The organism is Deinococcus marmoris (assembly GCF_001949125.1).
Classification (GTDB): Bacteria; Deinococcota; Deinococci; order Deinococcales; family Deinococcaceae; genus Deinococcus; species Deinococcus marmoris_A.
Genome location: NZ_MSTI01000091.1, coordinates 98,047 through 122,354 on the forward strand (window position 1 = coordinate 98,047; position 24,308 = coordinate 122,354).

At 64.9% G+C, this 24,308-nt stretch carries 22 protein-coding genes; 10 read left to right on the forward strand and 12 right to left on the reverse strand.

All coding sequences use genetic code 11. The annotated features are described in order from the left end of the window. Window positions 1–230 precede the first annotated feature (230 nt). A complete protein-coding gene (locus BOO71_RS13740) occupies window positions 231–1,091 on the forward strand; it encodes a hypothetical protein (RefSeq protein ID WP_083653423.1) in 861 nt (286 codons plus the stop codon). Between the two features lie 47 nt (window positions 1,092–1,138). Here BOO71_RS13740 and BOO71_RS13745 read toward each other — a convergent pair whose 3' ends face one another. Beyond that, window positions 1,139–2,383 carry an extracellular solute-binding protein gene (locus BOO71_RS13745; protein ID WP_075833293.1) on the reverse strand — a complete coding sequence of 415 codons (1,245 nt, stop codon included), beginning with the start codon at window positions 2,381–2,383 and terminating at the stop codon, window positions 1,139–1,141. Window positions 2,384–2,606: 223 nt separating this feature from the next. Between BOO71_RS13745 and BOO71_RS13750 the strand changes: the two genes are divergently transcribed. Beyond that, window positions 2,607–3,305, forward strand: coding sequence for a gamma-glutamyl-gamma-aminobutyrate hydrolase family protein (locus BOO71_RS13750; RefSeq protein ID WP_075833390.1), 699 nt, complete (start codon window positions 2,607–2,609; stop codon window positions 3,303–3,305). Between the two features lie 20 nt (window positions 3,306–3,325). Here the strand turns inward: BOO71_RS13750 and BOO71_RS13755 are convergent, their stop codons facing one another. The 8 genes from BOO71_RS13755 to BOO71_RS13795 form a co-directional block, all read right to left on the reverse strand. Further along, entirely contained in the window at window positions 3,326–4,051 is a 726-nt protein-coding gene (locus BOO71_RS13755; RefSeq protein WP_075833295.1) for a histidine phosphatase family protein, read from the reverse strand. Beyond that, window positions 4,044–5,183, reverse strand: a complete 1,140-nt coding sequence (locus BOO71_RS13760) for a phosphotransferase family protein (RefSeq protein ID WP_075833297.1) — start codon at window positions 5,181–5,183, stop codon at window positions 4,044–4,046. The genes BOO71_RS13755 and BOO71_RS13760 overlap by 8 nt, the downstream gene beginning before the upstream one ends. Further along, complete coding sequence (locus BOO71_RS13765) at window positions 5,180–5,992, reverse strand: SDR family oxidoreductase (RefSeq protein WP_075833299.1); 813 nt, start codon at window positions 5,990–5,992, stop codon at window positions 5,180–5,182. The genes BOO71_RS13760 and BOO71_RS13765 overlap by 4 nt, the downstream gene beginning before the upstream one ends. Window positions 5,993–6,014: 22 nt before the next feature. Then, complete coding sequence (locus BOO71_RS13770) at window positions 6,015–6,545, reverse strand: CbrC family protein (protein ID WP_075833301.1); 531 nt, start codon at window positions 6,543–6,545, stop codon at window positions 6,015–6,017. Window positions 6,546–6,736: 191 nt separating this feature from the next. Beyond that, window positions 6,737–7,999, reverse strand: a complete 1,263-nt coding sequence (locus BOO71_RS13780; RefSeq protein ID WP_075833305.1) for an acyl-CoA dehydrogenase family protein — start codon at window positions 7,997–7,999, stop codon at window positions 6,737–6,739. Then, the gene (locus BOO71_RS13785; RefSeq protein ID WP_254843162.1) at window positions 7,996–8,355 is read right to left on the reverse strand and encodes a hypothetical protein; all 360 of its coding nucleotides are present in this window, start codon (window positions 8,353–8,355) and stop codon (window positions 7,996–7,998) included. The genes BOO71_RS13780 and BOO71_RS13785 overlap by 4 nt, the downstream gene beginning before the upstream one ends. Further along, the gene (locus tag BOO71_RS13790) at window positions 8,352–8,801 is read right to left on the reverse strand and encodes a MaoC family dehydratase (RefSeq protein WP_075833307.1); all 450 of its coding nucleotides are present in this window, start codon (window positions 8,799–8,801) and stop codon (window positions 8,352–8,354) included. The genes BOO71_RS13785 and BOO71_RS13790 overlap by 4 nt, the downstream gene beginning before the upstream one ends. Then, on the reverse strand, window positions 8,798–9,574 hold the full coding sequence (locus BOO71_RS13795; RefSeq protein WP_075833309.1) for an SDR family oxidoreductase: 777 nt from the start codon (window positions 9,572–9,574) through the stop codon (window positions 8,798–8,800). The genes BOO71_RS13790 and BOO71_RS13795 overlap by 4 nt, the downstream gene beginning before the upstream one ends. 397 nt (window positions 9,575–9,971) lie before the next feature. On the opposite strand from BOO71_RS13795, the gene BOO71_RS13800 reads away from it, so the two are divergent. The 8 genes from BOO71_RS13800 (at window position 9,972) to BOO71_RS13840 (ending at window position 21,427) form a co-directional block, all read left to right on the forward strand. Further along, complete coding sequence (locus BOO71_RS13800; RefSeq protein WP_075833311.1) at window positions 9,972–10,331, forward strand: response regulator; 360 nt, start codon at window positions 9,972–9,974, stop codon at window positions 10,329–10,331. Window positions 10,332–10,336: 5 nt separating this feature from the next. Continuing rightward, on the forward strand, window positions 10,337–10,855 hold the full coding sequence (locus tag BOO71_RS13805) for a chemotaxis protein CheW (RefSeq protein WP_254843163.1): 519 nt from the start codon (window positions 10,337–10,339) through the stop codon (window positions 10,853–10,855). An 86-nt stretch (window positions 10,856–10,941) separates the two neighbouring features. Next, window positions 10,942–13,200, forward strand: coding sequence for a methyl-accepting chemotaxis protein (locus BOO71_RS26420; RefSeq protein WP_083653424.1), 2,259 nt, complete (start codon window positions 10,942–10,944; stop codon window positions 13,198–13,200). A 90-nt stretch (window positions 13,201–13,290) separates the two neighbouring features. After that, a complete protein-coding gene (locus tag BOO71_RS13820; protein WP_075833313.1) occupies window positions 13,291–15,621 on the forward strand; it encodes a methyl-accepting chemotaxis protein in 2,331 nt (776 codons plus the stop codon). Between the two features lie 101 nt (window positions 15,622–15,722). Beyond that, complete coding sequence (locus tag BOO71_RS13825; protein ID WP_075833315.1) at window positions 15,723–18,626, forward strand: hybrid sensor histidine kinase/response regulator; 2,904 nt, start codon at window positions 15,723–15,725, stop codon at window positions 18,624–18,626. Next, window positions 18,623–19,369, forward strand: coding sequence for a DUF4388 domain-containing protein (locus BOO71_RS13830; protein ID WP_075833317.1), 747 nt, complete (start codon window positions 18,623–18,625; stop codon window positions 19,367–19,369). The genes BOO71_RS13825 and BOO71_RS13830 overlap by 4 nt, the downstream gene beginning before the upstream one ends. A gap of 109 nt (window positions 19,370–19,478) precedes the next feature. After that, a complete protein-coding gene (locus tag BOO71_RS13835; RefSeq protein WP_075833319.1) occupies window positions 19,479–20,273 on the forward strand; it encodes a response regulator in 795 nt (264 codons plus the stop codon). Window positions 20,274–20,371: 98 nt separating this feature from the next. Next, complete coding sequence (locus BOO71_RS13840) at window positions 20,372–21,427, forward strand: SIS domain-containing protein (protein WP_439823026.1); 1,056 nt, start codon at window positions 20,372–20,374, stop codon at window positions 21,425–21,427. Window positions 21,428–21,511: 84 nt separating this feature from the next. Here BOO71_RS13840 and BOO71_RS13845 read toward each other — a convergent pair whose 3' ends face one another. From BOO71_RS13845 to BOO71_RS13855, 3 genes are read right to left on the reverse strand one after another with little or no spacing between them, the layout of a single operon-like run. Beyond that, window positions 21,512–22,153, reverse strand: a complete 642-nt coding sequence (locus BOO71_RS13845; protein ID WP_254843164.1) for a LutC/YkgG family protein — start codon at window positions 22,151–22,153, stop codon at window positions 21,512–21,514. Continuing rightward, the gene (locus BOO71_RS13850) at window positions 22,146–23,567 is read right to left on the reverse strand and encodes a lactate utilization protein B (RefSeq protein ID WP_075833323.1); all 1,422 of its coding nucleotides are present in this window, start codon (window positions 23,565–23,567) and stop codon (window positions 22,146–22,148) included. Before BOO71_RS13850 ends, BOO71_RS13845 begins: the two co-directional genes overlap by 8 nt. Continuing rightward, a complete protein-coding gene (locus tag BOO71_RS13855; RefSeq protein ID WP_075833325.1) occupies window positions 23,564–24,307 on the reverse strand; it encodes a (Fe-S)-binding protein in 744 nt (247 codons plus the stop codon). The genes BOO71_RS13850 and BOO71_RS13855 overlap by 4 nt, the downstream gene beginning before the upstream one ends. Between the last annotated feature and the right edge of the window lies 1 nt (window position 24,308).

Below are 24,308 nucleotides of genomic sequence, written 5' to 3' on the forward strand. Positions count from 1 at the left end.
AGTTAAGCCCAAACCTAAAAGGAGAATCGGTGAGGCCCTATCCAGGGTCACTCGATTTATGCTCTAGTTAAGCACAGGCGACCGCTCAAGCGTAGAAAGAAACCACTGGGTTCAAGATTCAGAATCTGAAAAACACAGTAAACGCAAATGCAAACGCCGAAGCACAGCAATCCAAATCCTTGCAATGAAAACCATTTACATATATCATCCGATAACTAAGAGGAGGCAACATGGTTGACCCAGCCGACGAACGTGCCACGAAACTTGAACAGGCATTCCACACCTTCAATCTGGAACAGATCATCGGAATGTTACGGGAAGAATTGCACCGTCCTATTCCTCAGTTGAGGGCCAATCTGCGGCCCATCTTCGAGGCGGCACAGACGCAGGAAATGAACCTGCTGTCGCCACCCGCAGACTTTCACGACTGGCTTCAGACGCCTCTGCGGCAGATCCAGACGGGCGGCGAGGCGCGGGCCAACACCATCCGCGCCCGCTACGCCACCTTAAAACAGCTCTACGATGCCCTGATCGATCTGGGAGTCATGGACAACAATCCGGCGCATGGCTGCCCCCTCCCCCCACCGGAACACAGCCAGGCACCGCTGCCCAGCACCGCCGATATTCAGCGCCTGCTGGCTGAGGCCGAAAGCACAGACGAGGAACTGTTCGCGGCACTGACACTGATCTACCAGCAGGCTTTCCAGTTGACCGAGTTGCTGGCCCTGCGCTGGAGCGCTCTGGATTTCAGCCGCGCCGAGCTGATGCGCGCCCGTACCATCACGGCGCTGCGTGCTGAAAGCCTCGCCGCCCTCAAGCCCCTGCTCTCCCGCGCGGGCGGACCTCTGCATGCCCCGCAAAAGGGTCAACGTGTCTTCTCCTTCAAGAATGCCGACGATGTGAGACTGCAATTGTGGAAAACGTGTCAGGCAGCCAACCTCACCCCCACCATTGGGCCGCGTGAGCTGCGGCTGGCGTCGCTGCGGGACTTTCCACAGGCCCCGCCCGGCTCTGGGTTCAGTAACCCACAGGCCTATGAGCGGGCGCTGCGGCACGCCACCACCCTGACCGAACTGAAGCGGAGCAAATAAAGCGCCGCCCCAGCGTTGACAGGGGCGGCGAAACTCAAAATTGGGGTTTACTTGTAGTAGCTGTTGAGGATCTTCTGCTCGTCGGTAGCCGCCTGCTTGATGGCGTCGGCGGGCTTGGCTCCCTTCAGCAGCACCATGTTGATGGCGTCCACCCAGGCTTTGCGCTGTCCGGCCTCATCCACGAACAGGGTGGAATGCGCAAAGGGCAACGATCCCACGAAAGCCCCGAACACCGGGTCCTTGCGCAGGGCCGGATCGCCCGAGAGCTTGCGGCTGGCCGGAATTTCCCCCACGTTTTCCAGCCAGGTGCGCTGGGTCTGCTCACTGGTCAGGAATTTCAGGAACTTCACGGAAGCGTCGAGCTTGTCACCCTTGGCGTTCTTGGTAATGCCGTTAACCCAGTACGAACCGAAGTTGCTCCGAACCTGCGGGTTGGCCTTGAACACGGGCATCGGGATGACGCCCCAGTCGAACTTGGCTCCGCTCTTGATGGTGCCGACGGCGAACGAGCCGTCGATGATCATGCCCACCTTGCCCGCGATGAAGGCGTCGCGGTAGCTGTTGTTGCCGGGGAAGAAGTTGGGGACACCCAGTTTGTATTTGGTGGCCAGTTCCGTGTAAAAGGTCATGGCCTTGGCCCCCGCCGCATTGTCATAGGTGGCGGTCTTGCCGTCCTTGCTGTAGGGCTGGCCGCCGAACTGCCGCACCAGCACTTCACGGACCATGTGGTAATCCTGCCCGTCAGGCTGGATGCCGAAGCCCAGCGTGGTAAAGCGCGGCGGCGCGCCCTTGGCGATCTTTTCCCCGGCGGCAATAAAGTCCTCCCAGGTCCGGGGCGGCGTGATGCGGGCCGCCTTGAAGAGGTCTTTGTTGTAAAACACCGCCAGCGTCCGCACCGAAGTCGGCAGGGTGTAGTACTTGCCCCCAATCTTGCTGGTCTGCACCATCGGCACAAAATCGCTCTCGATCTTGGCGATGGGGAAATCCTTGGTCGGAAGGGGTTGCAAGTAACCGGCATCCACATACTGGGGCAGCCAGCCGTAATACAGGTTGACCACGTCCGGTCCCTGCCCGGCGGGAACGCTGGAGGCGACCTTCTGGCTGTAGGCGTCGTACGGGAAGGTTTCCTGCTTGATCTTGATGTCGGGGTTGGCCGCCTCAAATTTCTTGATCAGGTCATTCATGGTGCTGACCTTGCTGGCATAGTCGTATTGCCAGTAGGTCAGCGTGACCGGAGCAGCGGAGGCGGAAGCGAGCGAGAGGCCGAGGGCCAGCATGAGCAGTTTTTTCATTTTGTTCTCCTTGAGCGCCGGTTTTGAAGACGCTCTTTCGTATGGGCAGAGGGGATGTGAGGAATGCTTGAGAAGTCAGACTATACGCCGGAACAAGACAGTAAAAGCGGACTCCAGCCCATTGTGGACCGATAGGTATTCGTTTCGGAACAGCTTCAGCAGGCAAGCCAGGAAACGGGGCCACGTCTCACCAGCATTGCCGCTCAACCCCTATGCTCTGGACATGCCCGCCCGTCCCCTGATCGGCCTGACCACCTCGCACATTTCGGACGCCGCACCACGCACCCATAGCGGCCTGTCCCGCCAATATGCCGCAGCGGTAGAGGCGGTGGGCGGCCTGCCCGTCCTGCTGCCGAACCTGCCTGAACTGGCCGCAGATTATGCCGCGCAGGTGGACGCCGTGCTGCTCAGCGGCGGCGTGGACGTGCATCCACGTCACTTCGGGCAGCAGCCCCGGCGCGGTCTGGGCGAGGTGGACGAGATGCGCGACGCCTTTGAGACGGCGCTGTACCGCGCGGCCCGCCAACTGGGCAAACCCGTGCTGGGCATCTGCCGGGGCATTCAGATGATCAACGTGCTGGAGGGCGGGACACTGCACCAGCATCTGCCGGACGTGCCGGGAGCCTGGGCCGATCATGCCCAGCGCGTACATGCCGATACGCTGGGCCACGAGGTGACGTTTACGCCGGGCAGTCGGCTGGCCGGGGCGCACGGTGAGCGGGCACCAGTCAACTCCTCGCACCATCAGGCGATTGATACGGTTGCGCCCACGCTGACCGTCGCCGCTGTGGCCCCCGACGGCATCGTCGAGGCGGTGGAAGGTGACGGCGTGATCGGCGTGCAGTGGCACCCGGAGGTGCTGTTTCAGGTTCATCCACACGCGCTTGGGACATTCACGGCGTTCATGCGGCTGCTGGATTAGCGGCTATTGGATTAACTGCCCTACCGCCAGCTTCTGAGTTCCGGCGGCAGATGCGCCACCTCGTTGAAGGAATCCAGGCTCAGGCGTCCGCCGCCAAACGTGAAGCGGGTAAAGCTGCCGTTGCGGACGCGCCAGTTCAGTTTCAGGGCTGCCGCATCCGGGGCGTCCAGGCTCAAAGCCACCATCAGGCCGATCACCCCGCCGCTGGTGAAAGCCAGCACGGTGGAACCGGATGGAAAGCGCGTCAGGTGTGCCAGTACAGCGTGAACCCGTGAACGGAAGGCCGCCCAATCCTCCACGTCCGCGTGCGTGACCGTTCCTGCCTGCCACGCCTCCGCCAGTTCTTCGAGCATGGGTTGAAAGGCGCGGTTGCGGTCCGGGGCGTCACGGCGTTCCTGGAAGCGCCGAACGGAAGTAGCAAACCCCTCATCCTGCGCGGCCAGCAGCGGCGCGAGATGACGAATCAGCCCGTCGCCATCGTACTCGGCCAGACGGGGATCTTCTGCCGCATCAGGCCAGGGCCGGGGTGAATCAGGATCAGAAAAGTGGGCGGCCCCGGCAGCAATCTCCGCTGTGCGCCGCTGCCGAACCAGCGGACCGTGAACAACGTGCGTGGGCGTCACTTCCTCCCTGGTCAGCGCCAGCCCCACCGCACGGGCCTGCTGCTCGCCCAGTTCGGAAAGGCGGTCCGTATCCTTCTCGAACGGCGTTGCCTGCCCGTGGCGAATCAGGATCAGTTCACTCATGGCCAGTCTCTTCTGAATGCGGGGAAACCTCTCCCCCGTCTCCCGTCGAATCCGCCGAGATTCTGCGCCACGCCTCACCAATCAGCCACTGTGCCTGTTCAGCCAGGGGAGCAAAACGCGGGTCCGTGGTCTGCCCAAGGCGGTAACGGGCGAAAATCTGGATGACGATCACCGCCAGCTTGAAGTGTCCCAGGACCTCATACCAGCGAACCGAGTCGCTCGTGACGTGACGGGCAGATTGCTGGGCGTAGCGGGCGATGAATTCCTCGCGGCTCAGGAAGCCGGGAAAGTTGGCCCCGATCTCGTTCACATCGCGGCCCGGCTGTTCGGGCATGGTCCAGTAGGTCAGCGTTAACCCCAGGTCCACCAGCGGATCGCCCACGGTGGTCATTTCCCAGTCCAGCAGCGCCACCACGCGTGAAGGATCGGCAGGGTCCAGCATCAGGTTGTCCAGCTTGAAATCGTTGTGAACCAGCGTATGCGCGGACTCTTCAGGCGTGTGCGCTTCCAACCACGCGATCACCAGTTCGTCGCGCAGTTCGGCGGGTGGTGGCAGGTCTCCCGAATCTTTCAGCAACTCCCGCGCCCGTCGCCAGCGTCCGGCCCAGCCGCCCACCTGCCGGGCATTGAAACCTTCCGGCTTGCCGATGGAGCGCAGGCCCGCCGCATCGATATCCACTGCATGCAAGCGGGCCAGCGTGTCGGCCACCGCCTCCGACATCTGCCGGGGAGCATCGGGCATTCCGGCGTACTCGGGCGGCATTTTCGTCCGCACCACCAGCCCGCGCCGCCGTTCCATCAGATAAAAGGGCGAACCCATGACCTCCACATCCTCGACCAGAAACAGCGGTTCGGGGGCGACGGCAAAGGCGGGATGGATTTTTTCGAGCAGGTGGAACTCGCGGGCCATGTCGTGTGCGCCCTTTGCCACCGGTCCCAGCGGCGCGCGGCGCAGGACGTATTCCACCTCTCCCAGCTTCAGCAAATAGGTCAGGTTGGAAAAGCCGCCGGGGAACTGCGTGACTTCCAGCGCGCCCAGATCGCCCCTGACCTTGCCGCGCAAGACATTGCGTAGCGTATCCAGCGGCAGCTCCTCACCCGGCCTGACCGATGATGTTTCGGGACGGGTCAAGGATGACCCTCGGTGCGCGGGGCGTCGCCCTCCTTAAATGCCGGTTCACCTGAGAGCAGCGCCATCGCCTTCTTGCGCAGGTGGCGCATCTTGCTGAGCCACTCGCCGTAATTGCCCGCCTTGTTCTGGAAGGACTTGAGGGTGGTTTCATGCGTGGTGATGAGAAAGCCGTCGGCCTGCAAGACTTTCAGGGTGGCTTCCACCAGCACGTCGGTGGTCACGGCGGTCTGTTGCAGGATCGGCGCGTTCTGGATCATGGGCGTCCAGACGCCCTCGGGGCACAGGCAGGCCACCTTGATGCCCCGGTCCCCGTAGGTGATGGCCAGCCACTCGGCAAAGGCCAGCGCGGCGTGCTTGGTCACGGCGTAGGGCGCGGAGTGCAGTTCGGTGAGCAGGCCCGCCGCCGACGCGGTGTTCAGCAGGTAGCCCTCGCCGCGCTCCAGCATGTGCGGCAGCAGGTGGCGGGCGGCCCAGACGTGGGACATCACGTTGACGCGGTGGATCAGGTCCCACACCTTGTCGGGCGTCTCCGGCCCCTCACCCACCGCAATTCCGGCGTTGGAGCAGAACAGGTCGATCTGGCCTTCCTTGCCCAGCACGTCGTCGATCAACGCCTTGATATCGGCTTCCTGCCCCACATCGGCGGCCACGAAACGCGCGCCGATCTCCTGCGCTTTCTGTGCGCCTATTTCCGCATTCCGGTCAGAGGCGATGACGGTTGCACCTTCCTGAACAAAGCGGGTGGCGAGGGCGAGGCCAATGCCCGAGGCGGAGCCGGTGATGACGATGATCTTGTTTTTAAGTTCCATATGGGGTTACTCCTTTCTGAGTTTAATCAAGATCAAGTGCCAGGCGGTAATTTCCGCACTGAACACATTGGAAGAGGCGAAGATAGATTGCCCCTCGCTTAGCCCATTCTAAAATTTCACCTGTGGTCATTCTCGTGATTTCAGCAATTGCACGAATGTCTGCCTGAGCCGTCGCGCTTTCAATAATTTCAACAGACCAGTGATTCCTTAAATCGCCGATATATTGGCAGCACTCGCTGCAATGGTCTGGCCAGAAAATTGGATTCCATGTGGCAACAGACGGAGTTCTAGTTCTGACGGCCAGCACACTATCGCGGCTTGCCGTCTCAGCAAAATCGGCTTCCTGAAACTCCCCATCAAATTTTTTAGCCGCCAGACCATCGGCTATACACCACGGGCAAATGACCAGATCATCGTGAATGGAGTAGAAAACACCCTGATATTTCCATTCGCGATGTTTACCGCATGCACTGCACACGATGGAAGTCTGCTCAAAAACTGAATCCCCTGTGGGGTCTGCGTAATAGTGAAACTCTGCCCAAGTTTCACTCATTCGCTTTCCTGCTCTCCGTCCTCAAGAAGGATTTTAACCTCTCTGCCACGGGCCACGAAGACAAGACGACAGCCCGGCCTGAGCTGCATTTCTTCCCTCACCACTTTCGGGACGGTGACACGGCCACGGGTGGACATAGTGCCAGAAAAAACACGTTCGGGCGGCCTGTCGTCAGTCATTCTCTGTTCATCCTACTTGGACGCCGAGAACACGCTCTCGCGTCCGCGTGCCGCCTCACCCTGACGGCGCATTTCCTCCTTCGCCACGGTGCCGATGTGGACGATGTCGGGGCCATCGGCCAGGCGCAGGGTGCGGGCCTGGGCGTACATCATGGCCAGCGGGGTGTCCTGGCTGACGCCCGCGCCGCCGAAGACCTGAATGGCCCGGTCGATGACGGCCAGCGCCATATTGGGCGCAACCACCTTGATGGCGGCGATCTGCCCGCGCGCTTCCTTGTTGCCCACGGTGTCCATCATGTGTGCGGCGTTCATGGTCAGCAGGCGGGCCTGATCGATTTCCATGCGGCTTAGCGCGATCAGCTCCCGCACATGCTGGTGCGCCGAGAGCGGTTTGCCGAAGGCCACGCGGCTGGACGCCCGTGCCACCATCAGTTCCAGCGCGCGCTCGGCCTGCCCGATCAGGCGCATGCAGTGGTGAATGCGGCCCGGCCCCAGGCGGCCCTGCGCGATTTCAAAGCCCCGGCCCTCGCCCAGCAGCATCGCGGAAACAGGCACGCGCACGTCCTTGAAGGTCATCTGCGCGTGGCCGTGCGGCGCGTCGTCGTAGCCAAACACGGTCAGCATGCGCTCCCTAGTCACGCCGGGCGCGTCCATCGGCACCAGGATCATGCTCTGCTGGAGGTGACGCTCGGCATTGGGGTCCGTCTTGCCCATGAAGATGCTGACGGCGCAACGGGGATCGCCCGCGCCACTCGTCCACCACTTCTCGCCGTTGATCACATAGTCTTCGCCATCGCGGGTGATGCTGGATTCGATGTTGGTGGCGTCGCTGCTTGCCACATCCGGCTCGGTCATCGAAAAGGCGCTGCGAATCTCGCCGTTCAGCAGGGGAATCAGCCACTGCTCCTGCTGTTCGGGGGTGCCGTAGCGGGCCAGCACTTCCATGTTGCCGGTGTCGGGCGCGGCGCAGTTGAAGACTTCCGGTGCCCACCACACGCGGCCCATGACCTCGCACAGCGGGGCGTATTCCAGGTTGCTCAGGCCAGGGCCAAAGGTGCCGTCCGGGTCGCTGGCCGTCGGCAGGAACAGGTTCCACAGCCCCGCCTCACGCGCCTTGGGCTTCAGCTCGTCGATCAGCGGCAGGTGTTCCCAGCGGTTGCCGTCGTTCACCTGACGGGCGGCCTCGGCATCGTTGGGGTAGATGTGTTCGTCCATGAAGGCCAGCAGGCGCTGGCGCAGGTCACGGGAGCGGTCAGTCACGTCAAATACGGTCATTGGGGTTCCTCCTGAATGTTGAGTGGGCGAAAACTGGCGTGGTTGCCTTCTATCCCGATCAGGGCCTGACGGTGAACACCGCCGCCCTCACGCCGAATCAGCAGATTCAGGGCCAGGATGCGGTCCAGCACGGCCTCGGCCTGCTGCATCAGTTCGGGCGAATCGTCTTCGGCCAGTCGGTCTGTGGCGGCAGCGTCCTCGTCAAATAAGGCGCGGTACGGTTCAAAGGTGGGCGTCGGCTCAAAGTTGCAGTGAAAGGCGAACATCTCCATCTCACGCAGCGGCATCCGGGCCAGCACTTCCCCATCTCTCTCCAGCAGGTAGACGGTGCTTTCCGGCTGGAGAGGCTGGGTCACAGATAGACCCGGAACACACTTTCCGCCGTCGCGGCTGGCCTCTGCTCCCCCTCGATCTCGATGGTGTTCAGCACCGTGATCTGCATGTATCCCGCACCCTGCTCTGCACTTTGCAACATGGCGCGGTTGCGCAGACGGCTGTTCACTTTTACTGGCGAGACGAAACGCACGCGGTTCAGGCCGTAATTGACGGTCATTTGCGCGCCTTCGATCTGCACCGAGCCGCCGTGGTTCATGAATTCCCCGGCCAGCAAAGAGAGGGTCAGGAAACCGTGCGCGATGGTGATGCCGAACGGCCCGGCGGCAGCTTTCTCCGGGTCCACATGGATGAACTGGTGGTCCCCGGTGGCGTCGGCAAAGGCGTCGATGCGCGCCTGATCCACCAGGATCCATTCCGAGAGCGCCACTTCCTTTCCGACGTGTGAGGCCAGCTCGCCGGGCTTCATACGACGGTGGCTCCGCCGTCCACGGCGATGTTCTGTCCGGTCATGAAGCCGCTGGCGGCGCTGGACAGCAACAGGGCCAGACCCTTGAGGTCTTCGCCTCCCCCCAGCCGGTGCATCGGGGTGGATTCCAGAATGGCCTGCTCACCGTAGGCCAGCGTGCCTTTGGTCATCTTGGTAGGAAAGTAGCCGGGGCAGATGCTGTTGACGGTGATGCCCTTGTCGGCCATCTCGGCGGCCAGCGCGCGGGTGAAGTTGACCAGAGCGCCCTTGGACGTGTTGTAGGCCAGGGTGGCAGCCATGCGCGGATCGTTGCCCTGCAACCCCGCGACGCTGGCGACATTCACGATGCGCCCGCCGCCCGCTGGCAACATGCAGCGGTTCAGCACGCTCTGGGTGATCAAAAAGGTGCCGTTGACGTTGACGTTCATGACCTTCAGCCATGCGTCCAGCGGGTGTTCGGCAGTGGGCGCGCCCCAGGTGGCCCCGGCGTTGTTCACCAGAATATCGATGCTGCCCACTTCAGAAACGATCTTTTCCACGGTGGAATCGATGCTCTCGAAGTTGCCCAGATCGTTGGCGTAGACGTGCGCCTTGATGCCCAGGCCTTCCAGATGGGTTTTTGCCTCGTCCAGCTCGTTCTGTTTGCGGGCGGTCAGGACCACGGTTGCGCCGTACTCGCCCAGCGCCTCGGCAATTTGCAGGCCCAGGCCGCGCGAGCCTCCGGTGATCAGGGCGGTCTTGCCACTCAGGTCGAACAACGTTTTCAGGGCCACTTTCTACCTCCGGGAATGGGGGGGGATCAGGACAGATTGCATGGACAGCGGACGCCCCCAGCATAGGCCAGAGTTTACGTGTGCGTCAATTCTGGACGCGCGCGGACATTACATATCTCGGTATGCAGACGGCGTGCATAACTGCTGGTAAAGAATAAATCATCACAAAACATTTTAGTGGATGTGAGGTAATTCATACCGATTTCAGCGACCTTTTTCAGATGAGACCCCTGTAAGAGTTCTGTGTAGGCGGCGTGCATATCGTTTCGGGCAATGGGCGAAATCTAAGGCTGGAACCGCATACGTTCCTCAGCGTTCAGACCACCCACCCCAGACCCGTTCACGGGCAAACCCACCCAGCAGCGCCGCACTGCGGCCCACAAAGGAAGGTCACCACATGGCAAAAATCCTGATCGTCGACGACTCCCCCTCCGATATCCGCTTCATGACCGAGGCCCTCAAGGGCACCGCGCACGACTGCGTCACCCTGACCGACTCCAAGGGGGTCGAGGCCGCCGTCGAATCCGAGCGCCCACAACTGGCGCTGCTGGACGTGGTAATGCCCGAACGCAACGGCTACGAGACGCTGCGCGCCCTGAAGAAACTGCCCGCCGCCGAGGGCATGAAGGTGGTCTTCGTGAGCAGCAAGGGTGCAGAGACGGACGTCAAGTGGGGCATGCGGCAGGGCGCAGTCGATTACCTGATCAAGCCGTACACCCCCGAACAGCTCCTGAGCCTGATCGCCCGGCACGTCTGAGCGCTGTGAATCCCAGCCCGGTCAATTCCAGTCCAGTAGCTTCCAGCGCCCCAAGTTCATACCCGGCGTCTGAAACCTACCTGCTGTTCCGCAGCGGCGCACGCCTGCTGGCGCTGCCCACCCGGCAGACGCGGCAGGTCATCCCGCTGGGCCAGCTCTCGCCGCTTCCGGCCAGTGGCGGCAGCCTGCTGGGTCTGATGGGCGCGCAGGGACGGGCCGTACCGGTGGTCAACCTGCCCACCCTGCTGGGCCACCTGCTGGGCGGCATGGCCGAGGCAGCCCCACAGCCGGACGGCACCCGCCTGGGCCTGCTGTGCGAACACGCGGGCGAGAGCCTGCTGCTGCCCATCGACGAGGTCATCGGCAACGTGAGCGCCGAGCTGGCTGCCACCCAATCTCTGGCTGCCCAATCGCCTGCTAGCCAGACACTGCTGCAAAGCGCCCAACTGGGAGACCACCTCGCGGCGCTGCTGAGCCTGAACGCATTGACCGCTGCCATCGCCGGACGCCTCCAGACCGCCTGAGACCGGCGCTCTGAAGCGCAGACCGTCCCTGCTCCCGTCTCATTTCCACAGCTCCGCTGGACCCGCCCCTTTCAAGGAGTCACCCGATGTCGCAAAACGCCCGCCTGGATCCCAGCCTGATCACCAAGGCACGCCGCATACCCGCCACGATGGAGACCGCCCCCAAGGCTGCCAGCAGCACTCTGCTGGGCCGCATCGGGGTGGGTCAGAAGCTGGCCATCACGGCAGGCCTGTTCGCGCTGCCGATCACGGTCCTGCTGTACCTGACCGTCAGCGGCCACCAGCGGGACCTGCACTCCATCGAACGCAAGCTGGCCGGAAGCAGCCTGATTGATCCGTATGTTCAGGTTCAGGACTCAGTCTCCGAGTATGTGCGTGCCCAGACGCGGGGATACGGCTCGACAGCCAAGGTGGCCGCCGAGAAGGTCGACCAGACCCTGCTGGCCTTGCAGAACGCCATGTCCGACCAGGGTCTGAGCGCCAGTCTGGCCGCCACCGAACGGCTGACTAGGGAGTGGAAGGGCTTGCAACAGAGCCGTTCCGATCAGGGGGGCCTGTTCCGCACCATCAGCTACCAGCAGTTCAATCTGGAGCAGATGCTGCCCACCCTGGACGCCGTGCTGGAAGAATCCACACTGGCCCTCGATCCCAGCGAAGTTTCAAACTATGCCACCCAGACCGCCCTGATCACCCTGCCCAGGGTTCTGGCGCGGCTGAGCAGTCTGGCGGCCCTGGCCCAGTCCCTGGAACTCGTCAAGAATCAGCCGGCGCTGGTGGATGTGCTGGCGCCGCTGTACCGCAACGAGGCCAACCGCGCAGGTGTGGCGCTCGACGACGCGTTCGCTGCGGTCAAGCGCGCCGAGGCGCTGGACGATAGCCTGGTCCAGACCCTGGGGGACACCACTCGCAACCTTGAAACCATGCGGCAGATCATCGCCACCGCCGCAAGTGTGGACCTGAGCAAGTCGGTGGAGGGCCGCGCCAACCTGACGGGGCTGGACTCGGCAGTCGCCCAGGTGTCCAAAGCCGTCAAGAGCGGCAATCAGCAAGTGGAGCGATTGCTGGCCAACCGCGAATCGCTGGAACGCCGCGCCCTGATCCAGGAGCTGCTGGCCGTGGGCCTGATCACGCTGCTGGCCGGGCTGCTGCTGCTGGCCGTGGCCCGCGCCATCACCGGCCCGCTGCGCCGTCTGGCCGATTCGGCCCGCGCGCTGGAGCAGGGCGATCTGGGCGTCTCCGTGCCCGTGACCACCCGCGACGAGCTGGGCGTGGTGGGCCAGGCTTTCAACGCAGCAACGGCCAAATTGCGCGTCAACCAGGAGAAGACCGAAACCGAGCGTCAGGATGCCCAGCGCCTCCAGGCGAACGTCGCGGAGTTTCTGGACGTGACCATGAAAATCGCCGACGGCGACCTGACGCAGCGCGGACGTGTCAGCGAAGACGTGCTGGGCAACGTGGTGGACTCGATCAACCTGATGACCGAGGAACTGGCGTCCGTACTGGGTGACGTTCAGCGCGCCTCTACCTCGGTCACCGGCGGCTCACAGGCCATGCTGGACTCCAGCGAGCAGATCCGGGCAGGCACGCTGATCACCACCGAGGAAACCGGGCGCGTGACCCAGCAGGCCAACGATATGACGGTGGCCATCCGGCAGATGTCGGCCATCGCGCAGGCGTCCGCCGATTCGGCGCAGCGCGCCCTGAGCGCCTCACAAACCGGCCAGCAGGCCGTCATCAGTACCTTGCAGGGCATGCAGGCCATCCGTGAATCCTCGCAGGACGTGTCCGTGCGGGTGCAGTCGCTGAGCCAGCGTTCTAAGCAGATCGAGGAAATCGTGGACTCGATTGGCCACATCGCCTCGCAGGTCAACCTGCTGTCCCTGCACGCCAGCATTGAAGCGGCGGGCGCAGGCGAGGGCGGAAAACGCTTCGCCGTGGTGGCCGAGGAAATCCGCGAACTGGCCGACCTGTCCACCGTGGCCGCCGCCCGCATGGCCAGCCTGATCGCCGAGGTGCAGAGCGATGTGCGCGGCGTGGCCCAGAACATGCAGGTCAACAGTGAGCAGGTCGAGCAGGGCTATACGGTGGCCGGACAGGCCGGTGAGGCCCTGCGCGAGATGGCCGATCTGGCCGGTGTCACGGCGCACTTCGCCAGCAACATCTCGGAAGCCGCGCGCGATCAGTTGCGGGACGTGCAGGGCATGAGCAGCGCGGTGACCCAGATCGCCGACGTGGCAAGGGCGTCGCAGCGCTCTGCCGAGACGGGCCGTGAGGTGGCCGAGCAGCTCCAGGAACTCGCCCAGCGCCTTAGCGGCAGCCTGACTCGCTTCCGCCTGCCGGGCTGATTTCCAGCCCCAACCTCCCCAGTTTCTTCCCAGCCCTGACCACCGCCTTCCAGCCCCGCACATCTGCGCCAGACCACCAGGAGACCCCACATGTCACAGAACGCCCGTCTCGACCCCAGCCTGATTGCCCCCGCACCCCGCAGCGGCGCTGCCAAGACCACCCGCCCCGCCCGCCAGACCAATAAAGTGAAATCTGGACTGCTGGGCCGCATGCCAGTGGGCCTGAAACTGGCCACCGCCGGTCTGCTGCTTGGCCTGCCCTTTGCGGTGGTATTGGGCATCCAGATCAGCCAGGTCAACACGAGTGCTGTCCAGGCGCGCCAGCAGCTGTCCGGGCAGGAAATGCTGATTCCCCTGACCAGCATTCTGCAAAACGCCCAGTTGCTGCGCCTGTCGTCGGTGAACGTGCTCAACGGTGCGGCAGGGGCCAAGGCCACCAACGCCCAGCAGCGCGCGACCATGACGGCGGCGCTGGATAAACTCGAAGCCCTGATGAACGAGAACGACTATGTGGAACTGGTGGGCGAGATTACCCAGATGCGCGAAACGCTCGGCGCGCTGAACCGGCAGGTGGACGCGGGCAGCGCCAACGCCGTGGACGTGCAACAGGAATACAGCAAGCTCCTGAACAACGTGATTACCCCCTATTTTGCCGACATTGCCAACCAGAGCGGCATGAAACAGACCGACAACCGCGCCGAGGCCGCCCTGGTCGATCTGGTGACCAGCATCATGCCTCAGAACATGCCGACCTCCGGGGCCATCGCCTCGGGAACCATCCCGCTGCTCAAGCAGGCTGGAAAACCCGGCAGCGAGATCAACCCCACCATCCGAACCGAGGCGCAGCTCCGGTACGACATCGCCAAGACCGCCAACGACAACATCCTGGCCGGGTATGACCGCGCCCTGAGTGGGCAGAGCACCGTGAACATGGACAGCGCGATGAACGACAGGCTCCAGGCGGCGCAGGCCCGGCTCAAAGAAAGTTCGGACCGGATTTTTGGGGCCGTCAACAGCAACCTGCTGTTTCCGCAGCGCGTCGGCATGACGCCCGACCAGCTCACGGCGCTGGTCCCGGCGTTCGCCACCGGCCTGTTTGGCGGCCTGAATGACAGCATCGAGAGCCTGGGAACCATCCTGACGGCCAAGGAAGCCCAGCGCACCGGCGAGGTCGGCAACCTGATCGCATTGCTGGTCATGGGCGCGCTGCTGATGTTCACGCTGCTGTTCGTGATCGCGCTGTCGATCACCCGCCCGCTGGCCCGCCTGACCGAAGCGGCCAACCGACTGTCTAAAGGGGAGCTGGACGTGCAGGTGGCGGTCAACACCCGCGATGAGCTGGGCAAACTGGGCACCACCTTCAACCTGGCCGCCAGCGAGATGCGCGCCAACGCCGAGCGCGGCGAGAATGAGCGGCTGGAGTCCATCAAGTTGCAGGGCCACATCTCTGAGTTCCTGGACGTGACCATGGACATTGCAGAAGGTGACCTGACCCGGCGCGGCACCGTGACCGAGGACGTGCTGGGCAACGTGGTGGACTCGATCAATCTGATGACCGCCGAGCTGGCGGACGTGCTGGGCGACGTGCAGCGCGCCTCGACCTCGGTGACGGGCGGCTCGCAGGCGCTGCTGCTGTCCACCGATCAGATCGGCCAGGGCACGCAACTGACTGCCGCCGAGGCCGCCCGCGTGGCCGTGCAGGTGCAGGCCATGACCGCCGCCATCCGCGAGGTGGCGCAGCAGGCACAGAACTCTGCCGAGACTGCACGCGCCGCGCTGCTGGCCTCGCAGCAGGGCCAGGAAGCCGTGACCGGCACGCTGGACGGCATGCAGAACATCCGCCGCGAGGTGCAGGGCGTCGCCAAGCGCATCAAGGGCCTGGGCGACCGCTCGCTGGAAATTCAGGAAATCGTGGACACCATCTCGCAGATCGCCCGGCAGACCAACCTGCTGGCCCTGAACGCCAGCATCGAGGCGGCGGGCGCGGGGGAAGCGGGCGGACGCTTCAGCATCGTGGCAGACGAGGTGCGTAAGCTGGCCGATACCTCCGGGCAGGCCACGGCGCGCATCGCCACGCTGATTAAAAACGTGCAGGCCGAGATTCAGGACGTGATCGTGAGCGTGGAAGACGGCACCCGCGAGGTGGAGCAGGGCTACCGCGTCGCCGGGACCGCCGGCGAACGTCTGCGTGAAATCGGCGCGCTGACCCAGCAGTCCGCCGAGCTGGCCGAGAACATCGCCGCGTCGCAGCGGGCACAGGTGCAGGGTGTGGAAGACATGGGCAGCGCGGTGGAGCAGATCGCCGCCGTCGCCCGCGACTCGCAGGACTCCGTAACCCAGGGCCGCGCCGCCGCCGAGCAGCTTCAGACTCTGGCCCAGAACCTCAGCGCCAGCCTGACCCGTTTCCGGCTGCCGTCCTGAGTGGTACGGCAACGCCGCGTGGTCTGGTCACACAGCATGATCTGGCAAGACAGGGAGATCTGAGAATGAAGGGGGGGTTGAGAATGCCGGAGGAGAGCGAGATGGACACCAGTGAACAGCGGGGCGAGAACAGCGATCTGCTCAGCAGCTTTTTGCAGGAAGCCGGGGAAGTGCTGGGACGCATGGACGCCGGGCTGGCCGGGCTGAGCGCAGGCCTGGCGGGACCGGACGACACCGCGCACTTGGCCGAACTGGGCGTGCTGGCCCACCGGCTGCGCGGCAGTGCAGGGCTGTACGGTTTCATGCAACTGTCCAAGATGGCGGGGCTGACCGAGCGCATGCTGGAGGCCCGGCCCCTGCTGAGCGGAGAGGCCCGCACCGCTTATCTGGCGCTGCTGACGCACGCCCAGACCCTCCTTCGTCAGGGCCTGGAGCGCATTGTAGAAGGCGAGCGCGAGATCGACCTGGGGCTGGTCTTCGCGCGCGGCGGCGGCGCAGCGCAGTTGCTGGCCCTGCTGGGCAGCCACCCGGAAGCCTTCAAGCCCCGGCCCATCGAAGACCCGCGCCGGATGGTCGACGACGACGGGATCACTGCGCCAGACGCGACCCCGGCGGACGGGGACACCGTCTCGAACCTGGAACAGGAGCTGCGGCAGTTCTGGCGCGAGAACGCCGAGATCTGGTCCTATTTCGCCCCCGAAGTGCGCGAACACCTGGGCGGCCTGCGGGCCGAGCTGGAAGGTGCGTCGGCTGAACACGGCCCCGATCTGGACGTGATGTTCCGCGCCGCCCACACCGTCAAGGGCAGCTCGTACATGGTGGGCCTGCCCGGTCTGGGCGACTTCGCGCACGGCATGGAAGACCTGCTGGGCGGTGTACGTGACGGTGTCCTGCGGCTGGACGGCGGCGTACGCGAGGTGCTGGAAGCCGCGCTGAGCGGCATGGACCGCATTCTGGACGTGGCCGAGGGCGGCGGCGGCGCGGGTGGCCTGGACGCACATCTGGCGGGCCTCAGCGCCCGTATGGCCGCGCTGGCCGGTGGACACACGCCCGCCGCTGTGGTTCCGGCAACCTCCACTCCTCAGCAGGCCAGCGCACCTGCCCAGGACGTGGCTCCGGCCATCAACCAGGAAACGGCCTCGATCCGCATTCCGGCCCGGCAGATCGAATCGCTGCTGGAGCAGATGGGCGAACTGGTCACCGTGCGCTCGCGGCTGGGCCAGACGCTGGGACGGCTGGACAACCTCCAGAGCGCCATGCAGGACTCACAGACCCGCTTCCAGCGCACCGTGCGCGATTTCGAGGAACGTCACCTGAACCCCGACATGGTCCGCACCATACCGGACCGCGCCGCACCCACGGGCGAGGACGGCATGGGCAGGGGCGGCGCTTTTGCCACCAATCCGGCCCAGCAGTTCGACGAGCTGGAATTCGACACATACAACGACCTGAACATCCTGGCCCGCTCGATCACCGAGCTGAGTGCCGACTTCGCGGAGGTGCGCCGCCGCCTGTCGGTCAACGTGGGCGACCTCCAGGGCGACAACGAACTGCTGGGCAAGCTGCTGCGCCACCTGCGGCTGGACCTGACCCAGACCAGCCGGGTGGCCTTCTCGCAGGCTGCCTTCCGGCTGCGGCGCTGGGCGCGTGACCACGAGGCCCGGTTCGAGTTCATCAGCGACGGCGAGGACGTGCGGGTGGACAGCGCCGTGCTGCAACGCCTGAGCGAGCCGCTGATGCACATGATGACCAACGCCCTGCACCACGGTGTCGGCACCGCCGAGTCGCGGGCAGAGGCCGGAAAGCCCGCGCGTGGGCAGGTCTGGCTGCGCGCCGCCGAGCATCAGAATTTCCTGGAAGTCAGCGTGCAGGACGACGGACAGGGCCTGGACCTGGAAACCATCAGCAACCGCGCGCTGGAAAAGGGCCTGCGTTCGGTGCAGGAACTGGACCGCATGTCGGACGAGGACCGGGCGCGGCTGATCCTGCTGCCGGGCCTGTCTACCGCTTCAACCGTCAGCACGGTAGCCGGACGCGGCGTGGGCATGGACGTGGTGGCCACCGCCGCGCGGCAACTGGGCGGCGAACTGCTGATCAAGACCCGGCGCGGCGAGGGCACCACCTTCACGCTGCGCCTGCCGGTCACCCGCCGCGTCATCGACGTGCTGCCGGTACAGGTGGCCGGACACGAGCTGGGCTTTGCCGTGGGCGCGGTGCGTGCCCTGCGTGAAATCCGCGCGGGCGAGGTCCAGCACGGCGAGACTGGCCCGGAACTGGCCTTCGAGGGCCGCGCCGCACCGATCATCGACCTGCGCGCGATCTGGGGCCAGCCGCAAGGCGGCGCGCAGGAGGACACCTTCCGGCTGGTGGTGCTGGCCACCCCCACAGGGGAACTGGCCGCGCGGGTAGACGACTTCGGCCAGATCGAGGAAGTCAGCGTGACGCCGCTGGGCGGGTTGCTCAGCGGGCTGGAATACCTGTCGGGCACGGCGCTGTCGGCCTCCGGCAACGCCTTCCCGGTCCTCGATCCCTCGGGCCTGGGCCGTCTGGCCCGCCGCCCGCAGGATTTCCTGCAAGCCACGGGCAGCGGCGGCGCGGCGGCAAAACGCACCCGCATCCTGCTGGTGGACGACTCGCTGAGCGTGCGCCGTCTGGTGGGCCGCATGCTGGAAAGTGGCGGCTACGCGGTGACCACCGCTAACGACGGCCAGGAAGCGCTGGACCTGCTGCAACTCGACCCCGACTTCGGCGCGGTGGTCAGCGACCTGGAAATGCCGCGCATGAACGGCTACGAGCTGCTGTCCGCCGTGCGCGCCCGCCCCGCCACCGCTGGGCTGCCACTGATGATCATGACCACCCGCGCTGGGGAAAAGCACCAGCGGCTGGCCCTGCAACTGGGCGCGAACGACTACTTCACCAAACCGGTGGGCGAGGCGCTGCTGCTGCGCCGCATCGGCAGTGTTCTGGCCCAGGCTGAGGGTGCCGCCGCCGGGGTGGGCGCATGACCGCCTTTCAGACCGGGCGCTCGGTCCTGACGGTTCTCAACGACCCCTCGCGCGCCGCCATGTACGGGCATCTGGCCGAACTGGCCGGGGTCACCGTGATCCACGCAGACGGCGCGCTGCACGCCCTGACCCAACTGGAGCGGACCCCGGTGGACGCGATCATCTGCGACTCCGTGATGTCCGACATGAGTGGCCTGGAATTTCGCGGCATCCTGAGAGACGACGCCCACACCGGCAGCCTGCCCCTGTATCTGATCGGCGACGGCGAACACGACCCGCCGGACCTGCCCACCAACTCGGCGGGGCCGCAGGTGCTGGCCGAGGCGCTGGAGGCGCTGGGCGTGGACGACGCGGCGTACCCGCTGCCGCTGCGGGCCAATGCCCGGCCCCAGCTCTCGGGCCAGCTCGAACCGTTCAGCCTGAGCGAATTCCTGAACTGGGCGGCGGAACTGGAGTGCAGCGGCCACTGGCTGATCACGGTGGGAGCCGCCGGAAACGCCTCCCGCAGCGGCCACCTGACCATGAGCGCGGGGCGCCTGACCTACGCCGAATGCGCGGGCCGCGCGGGCCGGGACGCCGTGCTGGAACTGCTGCGCCACAGCGAACAGGGCGGCGGCCAGTTCAGGTTCTACGACTGCCTGTCTCTGCCGCCGGGCCTTCAGGCTGACCTGACCGGCCCCACCAACCGCCTGCTGATGGAACTCGCCGTGGATCTCGACGAGACCGCCTCCCGACTGCACTGAGAACTCTTTCAACACTGGCTTATGTGAATTTATGTGAGCGCCAGTTTCTCTCAGCGCTGAGCCTCCCTCCTCCTCTCCCCTGCCCGCCCCCGGCCCACAAAGGAACCCCATGCCCCAGATTTTTATCGTTGACGACAGCATCAGCGTCCGCAAGGCGCTGGAGATCACCTTCAAGCGGCATTCGCTGGATTCGTTTTCCGCCATCAGCGCCGAGCAGGCCCTGGAAACCCTGGCAGGCGACCCGCACTTCGACCTGATGATGGCCGACGTGATCATGCCGGGCATGAGCGGTCTGGATCTGTGTTCCGAGCTGCGCCGCGACGCCCGCTTCGATGGACGGCCCATCGTGCTGATGAGCGGCAATGTCGATGACAATATCCGGCGGCAGGCCCGCGAGGTCGGCGCAAACGGCGTGTTGCGCAAGCCCTTCAGCCCCGACGAACTGATCCCGATGGTGGAGGGCCTGCTGCGCGCCGCCGAGGCCGCTGCCGCGCCCGTCGAGGCTGCCATACCCGAACCTGTCCAGCCCGAACCTGTCCAGGCCGAACCTATCCGGCCAGAACCTGTTCAGCCCCAACCCGCAGCCCAGACCGCCCCCAGCGAGCTGGAACGGCTGGTGGCAGAATACCGCCGCCGGGGCGATGTGGAAGACCTGATCGTGGTGGACGCTGACGGTCAGATCGTGCTGCCTTCCGGCGGCGCGGGTGCGCCCGGCGCGGCGGAGCGCCTGCCGATGTACGCCCGGCATTTCGTGGCCACCGCCAGCGTCATCGGTCAGCACCTGCTGGGCGACGAATTGCAGGCCGTGACCCTGCGCTACGCGGGCCGCGAGGCGATCTTCCATCCGCTGGGCGGACTGCTGGTCATCGCCGTGACCCGCGCGGATCTCAAGACGCTGAACTGAGCGAGAACAGGCAACAATCCCGACTGGCTTGATTGCGCTGCCAGTCGGGATTTCTCATGCCACGACAGACCGGGTAAAAATTGACTACAGTACCCAGCATGACAGCACCCGGCATGACCTCTTCCCCCAACCCCGATCCGCTGATGCTCCAGGAAGCCCGCCAGACGCCCGACGTGATCGCCCGGCAGTTCCGCGAGAACTCAGACGCTGCCGGGGCACTGGCACAGGTGCTGCGCGAACGCCGCCCGCCCTACGCCGTGACCATCGCGCGTGGCAGCAGCGATCACGCCTGCACGGTCCTGAAGTACGCGCTGGAAACCGAGCTGTCGCTGCCGGTGGCCTCTCTGGGGCCAAGTGTCCACACGCTGTATGGGGCGCGGCTGGACCTGCGCGGCGCACTGGTGATCGCCGTGTCACAGAGCGGGGCCAGCCCGGACGTGGTGGAAAATGTCCGTATGGCACGCGAGGGCGGAGCGCTGACGGTGGCCCTGGTCAACGTGGAGGACAGCGATCTGGCACAGGCCGCCGAGTTCGTGCTGCCGCTGCGCTGCGGCGAGGAGCGGGCGGTGGCGGCCACCAAGAGCTATCTGGCCAGCCTGACCGCCTTCCTGCCCGTGATCGCGGAGCTGGGACCGGACGGCAGGCTGAAAGAGGCGCTGAACAGCCTGCCGGACGCCCTGCGGCGCACGCTGGAGCTGGAAGACGCTGCCAATGCCCTGGCTGCACGCTACAGCTTTGCGCAGAACCTGCTCATTCTGGCGCGCGGGCTGCACTACGGCGTGGCGCAGGAGGCCGCCCTGAAGCTCAAGGAAACCAGCGGCATCCACGCCGAGGCGTACAGCGCCGCCGAGTTCAGTCACGGCCCCAAGAGATTGCTGGCCGAGGGGCTGCCCCTGCTGGGCTTTACCTCCAACGACGCCGCGTGGCCTGCGACAGAAGCTGCATACGCCGATCTGCGCGCGGGTGGAGCAGACCTGCGGACGCTGGGGCCAGCAGCGGGCAGCACCTTGCAGACCCCCACGACAGGGCACGCTCTGACCGACACGGTGCCCAGCGCCCTGGCTTTCTACCTGTTCGCCGCGCATCTGGCACTGGGGCGCGGCCTGAACCCCGACGCGCCACCGCTGCTGAGCAAGGTGACGAAAACGCGTTGAGCGGGCGGCGATCAGTTCGGCTTTGTGCATTTTTCAGGCAGCGCCGAGCGATTGATCTCAGAGTGTCAGGGGCGGTGGGGACCGTCAATGAACGGGAATCTGGTCCACCACCACGACGCATAACCGGCGCGGCCCATGCACCCCTTCCACCCGCACCAGTTCGATATCGCTGGTGGCACTGCCGCCGCTGATCCAGGTCAGGGGCTGGCCCGCCTGCACACTGGCCTCTACCAGTTGCACGCCCTCCAGCACACTTTGCACGATCTGTTCGGCGCGAATAATGCAGATGTGCAGGTCTGGAATCAGCGTCAGCGCCCGGCGGCCCTGATCGGGAGCGTGATCGAGAATGATGGTGCCCGTCTCGCTGATCGCCACCGCGCAGCCCGTGACCACGGCTTCCGCGCCGTCCAGCCCGGCATGGCTCAGCGGAGGATCGTCGCGCAGCAACTCTAATCCCGAGGGCAGGAAATCGGGATGGAGTCCGGCGGGAACCAGCACGCGTTTTGCTCCGGCCAGGGCGGCTTCCACAGCTTCCATGACCTCGGCAGCAGGGACGCGCACGAAGGAAGCGCGGTAGTCCTCGATGCGGTCCTGAAACTGATGCAACATGGCTTCATGCTCCAACCGCTGGCCCTGCGGGTAGGCGGGCAACGCCGGAGCCTCCACGCCTGACACCGCGCGGTTGATGCGGGTCAGCATCTCCAATCTGGCCTCGGCGTTACTCACTGCCCTGCTCCCTTTCCTTCCACCACTCGCGGAAACTCTGCGGCGGTACGGCTTTCAAGTCACGGCTCTGGGTCCAGCCGCCCAGCAGGCCGGGTAAGGAGGTGATCTCGCCGCCTTTGACCAGTGGCCCCTGGCCCACACGCGCCAGCTTCAGCGCGCCCTCGAAACGCCAGCCCGAACTCATCGCGTAGCCCACCGTTTTCATTGCCAGCGCCTCGGCGGTCACGCCTTTTTCGGCAGTTACCTCGCCGCGCAGGTAGATCAGCACCTGGGGAATGTTGATCCGCACCGGGCAGGCGTCAAAGCACGCGCCGCACAGGCTGGACGCGCCGGGCAGGGTGTTGGCGTTCTTGTCGGCCATACCCAGCAGTTGCGGGGTCAGGATCGCGCCGATGGGGCCGGGATACACGCTGCCGTAGGCGTGGCCGCCCGTGCGCTCGTAGACCGGGCAGACGTTCAGGCACGCCGAACAGCGGATGCAGCGCAACGTTTGCCGCCCGGTGGCGTCGGCCAGCACCTCCGTCCGCCCGTTGTCCAGCAGGATCAGGTGAAATTCCTGCGGCCCATCCCCTGGCGTCACGCCGCTCCAGAACGAGGTATAGGGATTCATGCGCTCGGCGGTGCTGGAGCGGGGCAGCAGCTCCATAAATACCGCCAGATCTTCCCATTTCTCCAGCACCTTCTCGACGCCCATGATGCTGACCAGCACTTCGGGCAGCGTGAGGCACATGCGCCCGTTGCCCTCGGATTCCACCACGCACACCGTTCCCGTTTCGGCCACCGCGAAATTGACGCCTGAGACGGCCATCTTGGTGGTCAGGAATTTATGGCGCAGATACCGCCGCGCGGCCCCGGCGAGTTCGGCAGGCGAATCGCTCAAGCTCCCCTCTCCGGGCAATTCCCTGTTGAACAGCGCCTGAATCTCGGCGCGGTTGCGGTGGATGGCGGGAACGAGAATATGGCTGGGCGTGTCGTGAGACAGTTGCACGATCAGCTCGGCCAGATCGGTCTCGATGGCGTGGATGCCGCGCTCTTGCAGGGCCGCGTTCAGCTCGATCTCGTCGCTGGTAATGCTCTTGACCTTGATCAGCTCATCGACTTGATGGGCCTGGGCGATGCGGACCACGATCTCGCGGGCCTCCGCCGCGTCGCGCGCCCAGTGAACCTGACCGCCTCTGGCCTTCACGCTGGCTTCCAGTTGCAGCAGGCGGTCACTCAGGTTCGCTAGGCTAGCGTCCTTGGTGGCCTCGCCCAGCACGCGCAATTCCTCCCAGTGCGGCAGTTCGCCCACCGCACGCAACCGTTTCTCGCGGATGGTGTGCGTCACTTTGCGGAGGTTGGCACGCAGTTGCGGCTGATTCACTTTGTCGCGGGCGGCTTCGGGAAAGGGTTTTGCGGGGTGCAGACCGCTCATGCGAAGACCTCCCCTTCAGTACTCGCCAGAATCTCGGCCAGATGCACCGTGCCCGCGCCACTTCTGAGGCGGTGCAGCCCGCCGCCGATGTGCAGCAGGCAGGAATTGTCGCCAGCCGTGCAGACCTCCGCGCCGGTATCCAGGATGTGGCGGGTCTTGTCGGCCAGCATGGCGGCGCTCACGTCGGGATTTTTGACGCTGAAGGTGCCGCCGAAGCCGCAACACTCCTCGCTGCCTTCCAGTTCCAGCAGGGTCATCCCGCGCACGTTTCTCAGCAGTTTGAGGGGCGCGTCGCCCACGCGCAGCACGCGCATGGCGTGGCAGGTGGGGTGATAGGTGACACGGTGCGGATAGTACGCGCCCACGTCGTCTATGCCCAGCTTGTTCACCAGAAACTCGCTGAGTTCAAACACCCTGGGGGCCAGTTCCTCCACCTCGCGCAGCAAGTCCTGATCGCCGCCCCATTTCGCCGCCTCCGGGTACAGTTCGCGCACCATCGCCGCGCAGGAGCCGCTGGGCATCACCACCACCTCCGAGTCGCGGTAGTCGTCCACGAATTTTCGGATCAGCTTCAGGGCATCGTCGCGGTAGCCGGTGTTCAGGTGCATCTGGCCGCAACAGGTCTGGTTGGCGTTGAAGCGCACGGTCTGGCCCAGCCGCTCCAGGAGGCGCACGGTGGCCTGCCCGGTGCGCGGGAACATGGCGTCATTAATACACGTTATAAACAGGTCTATTTGCATG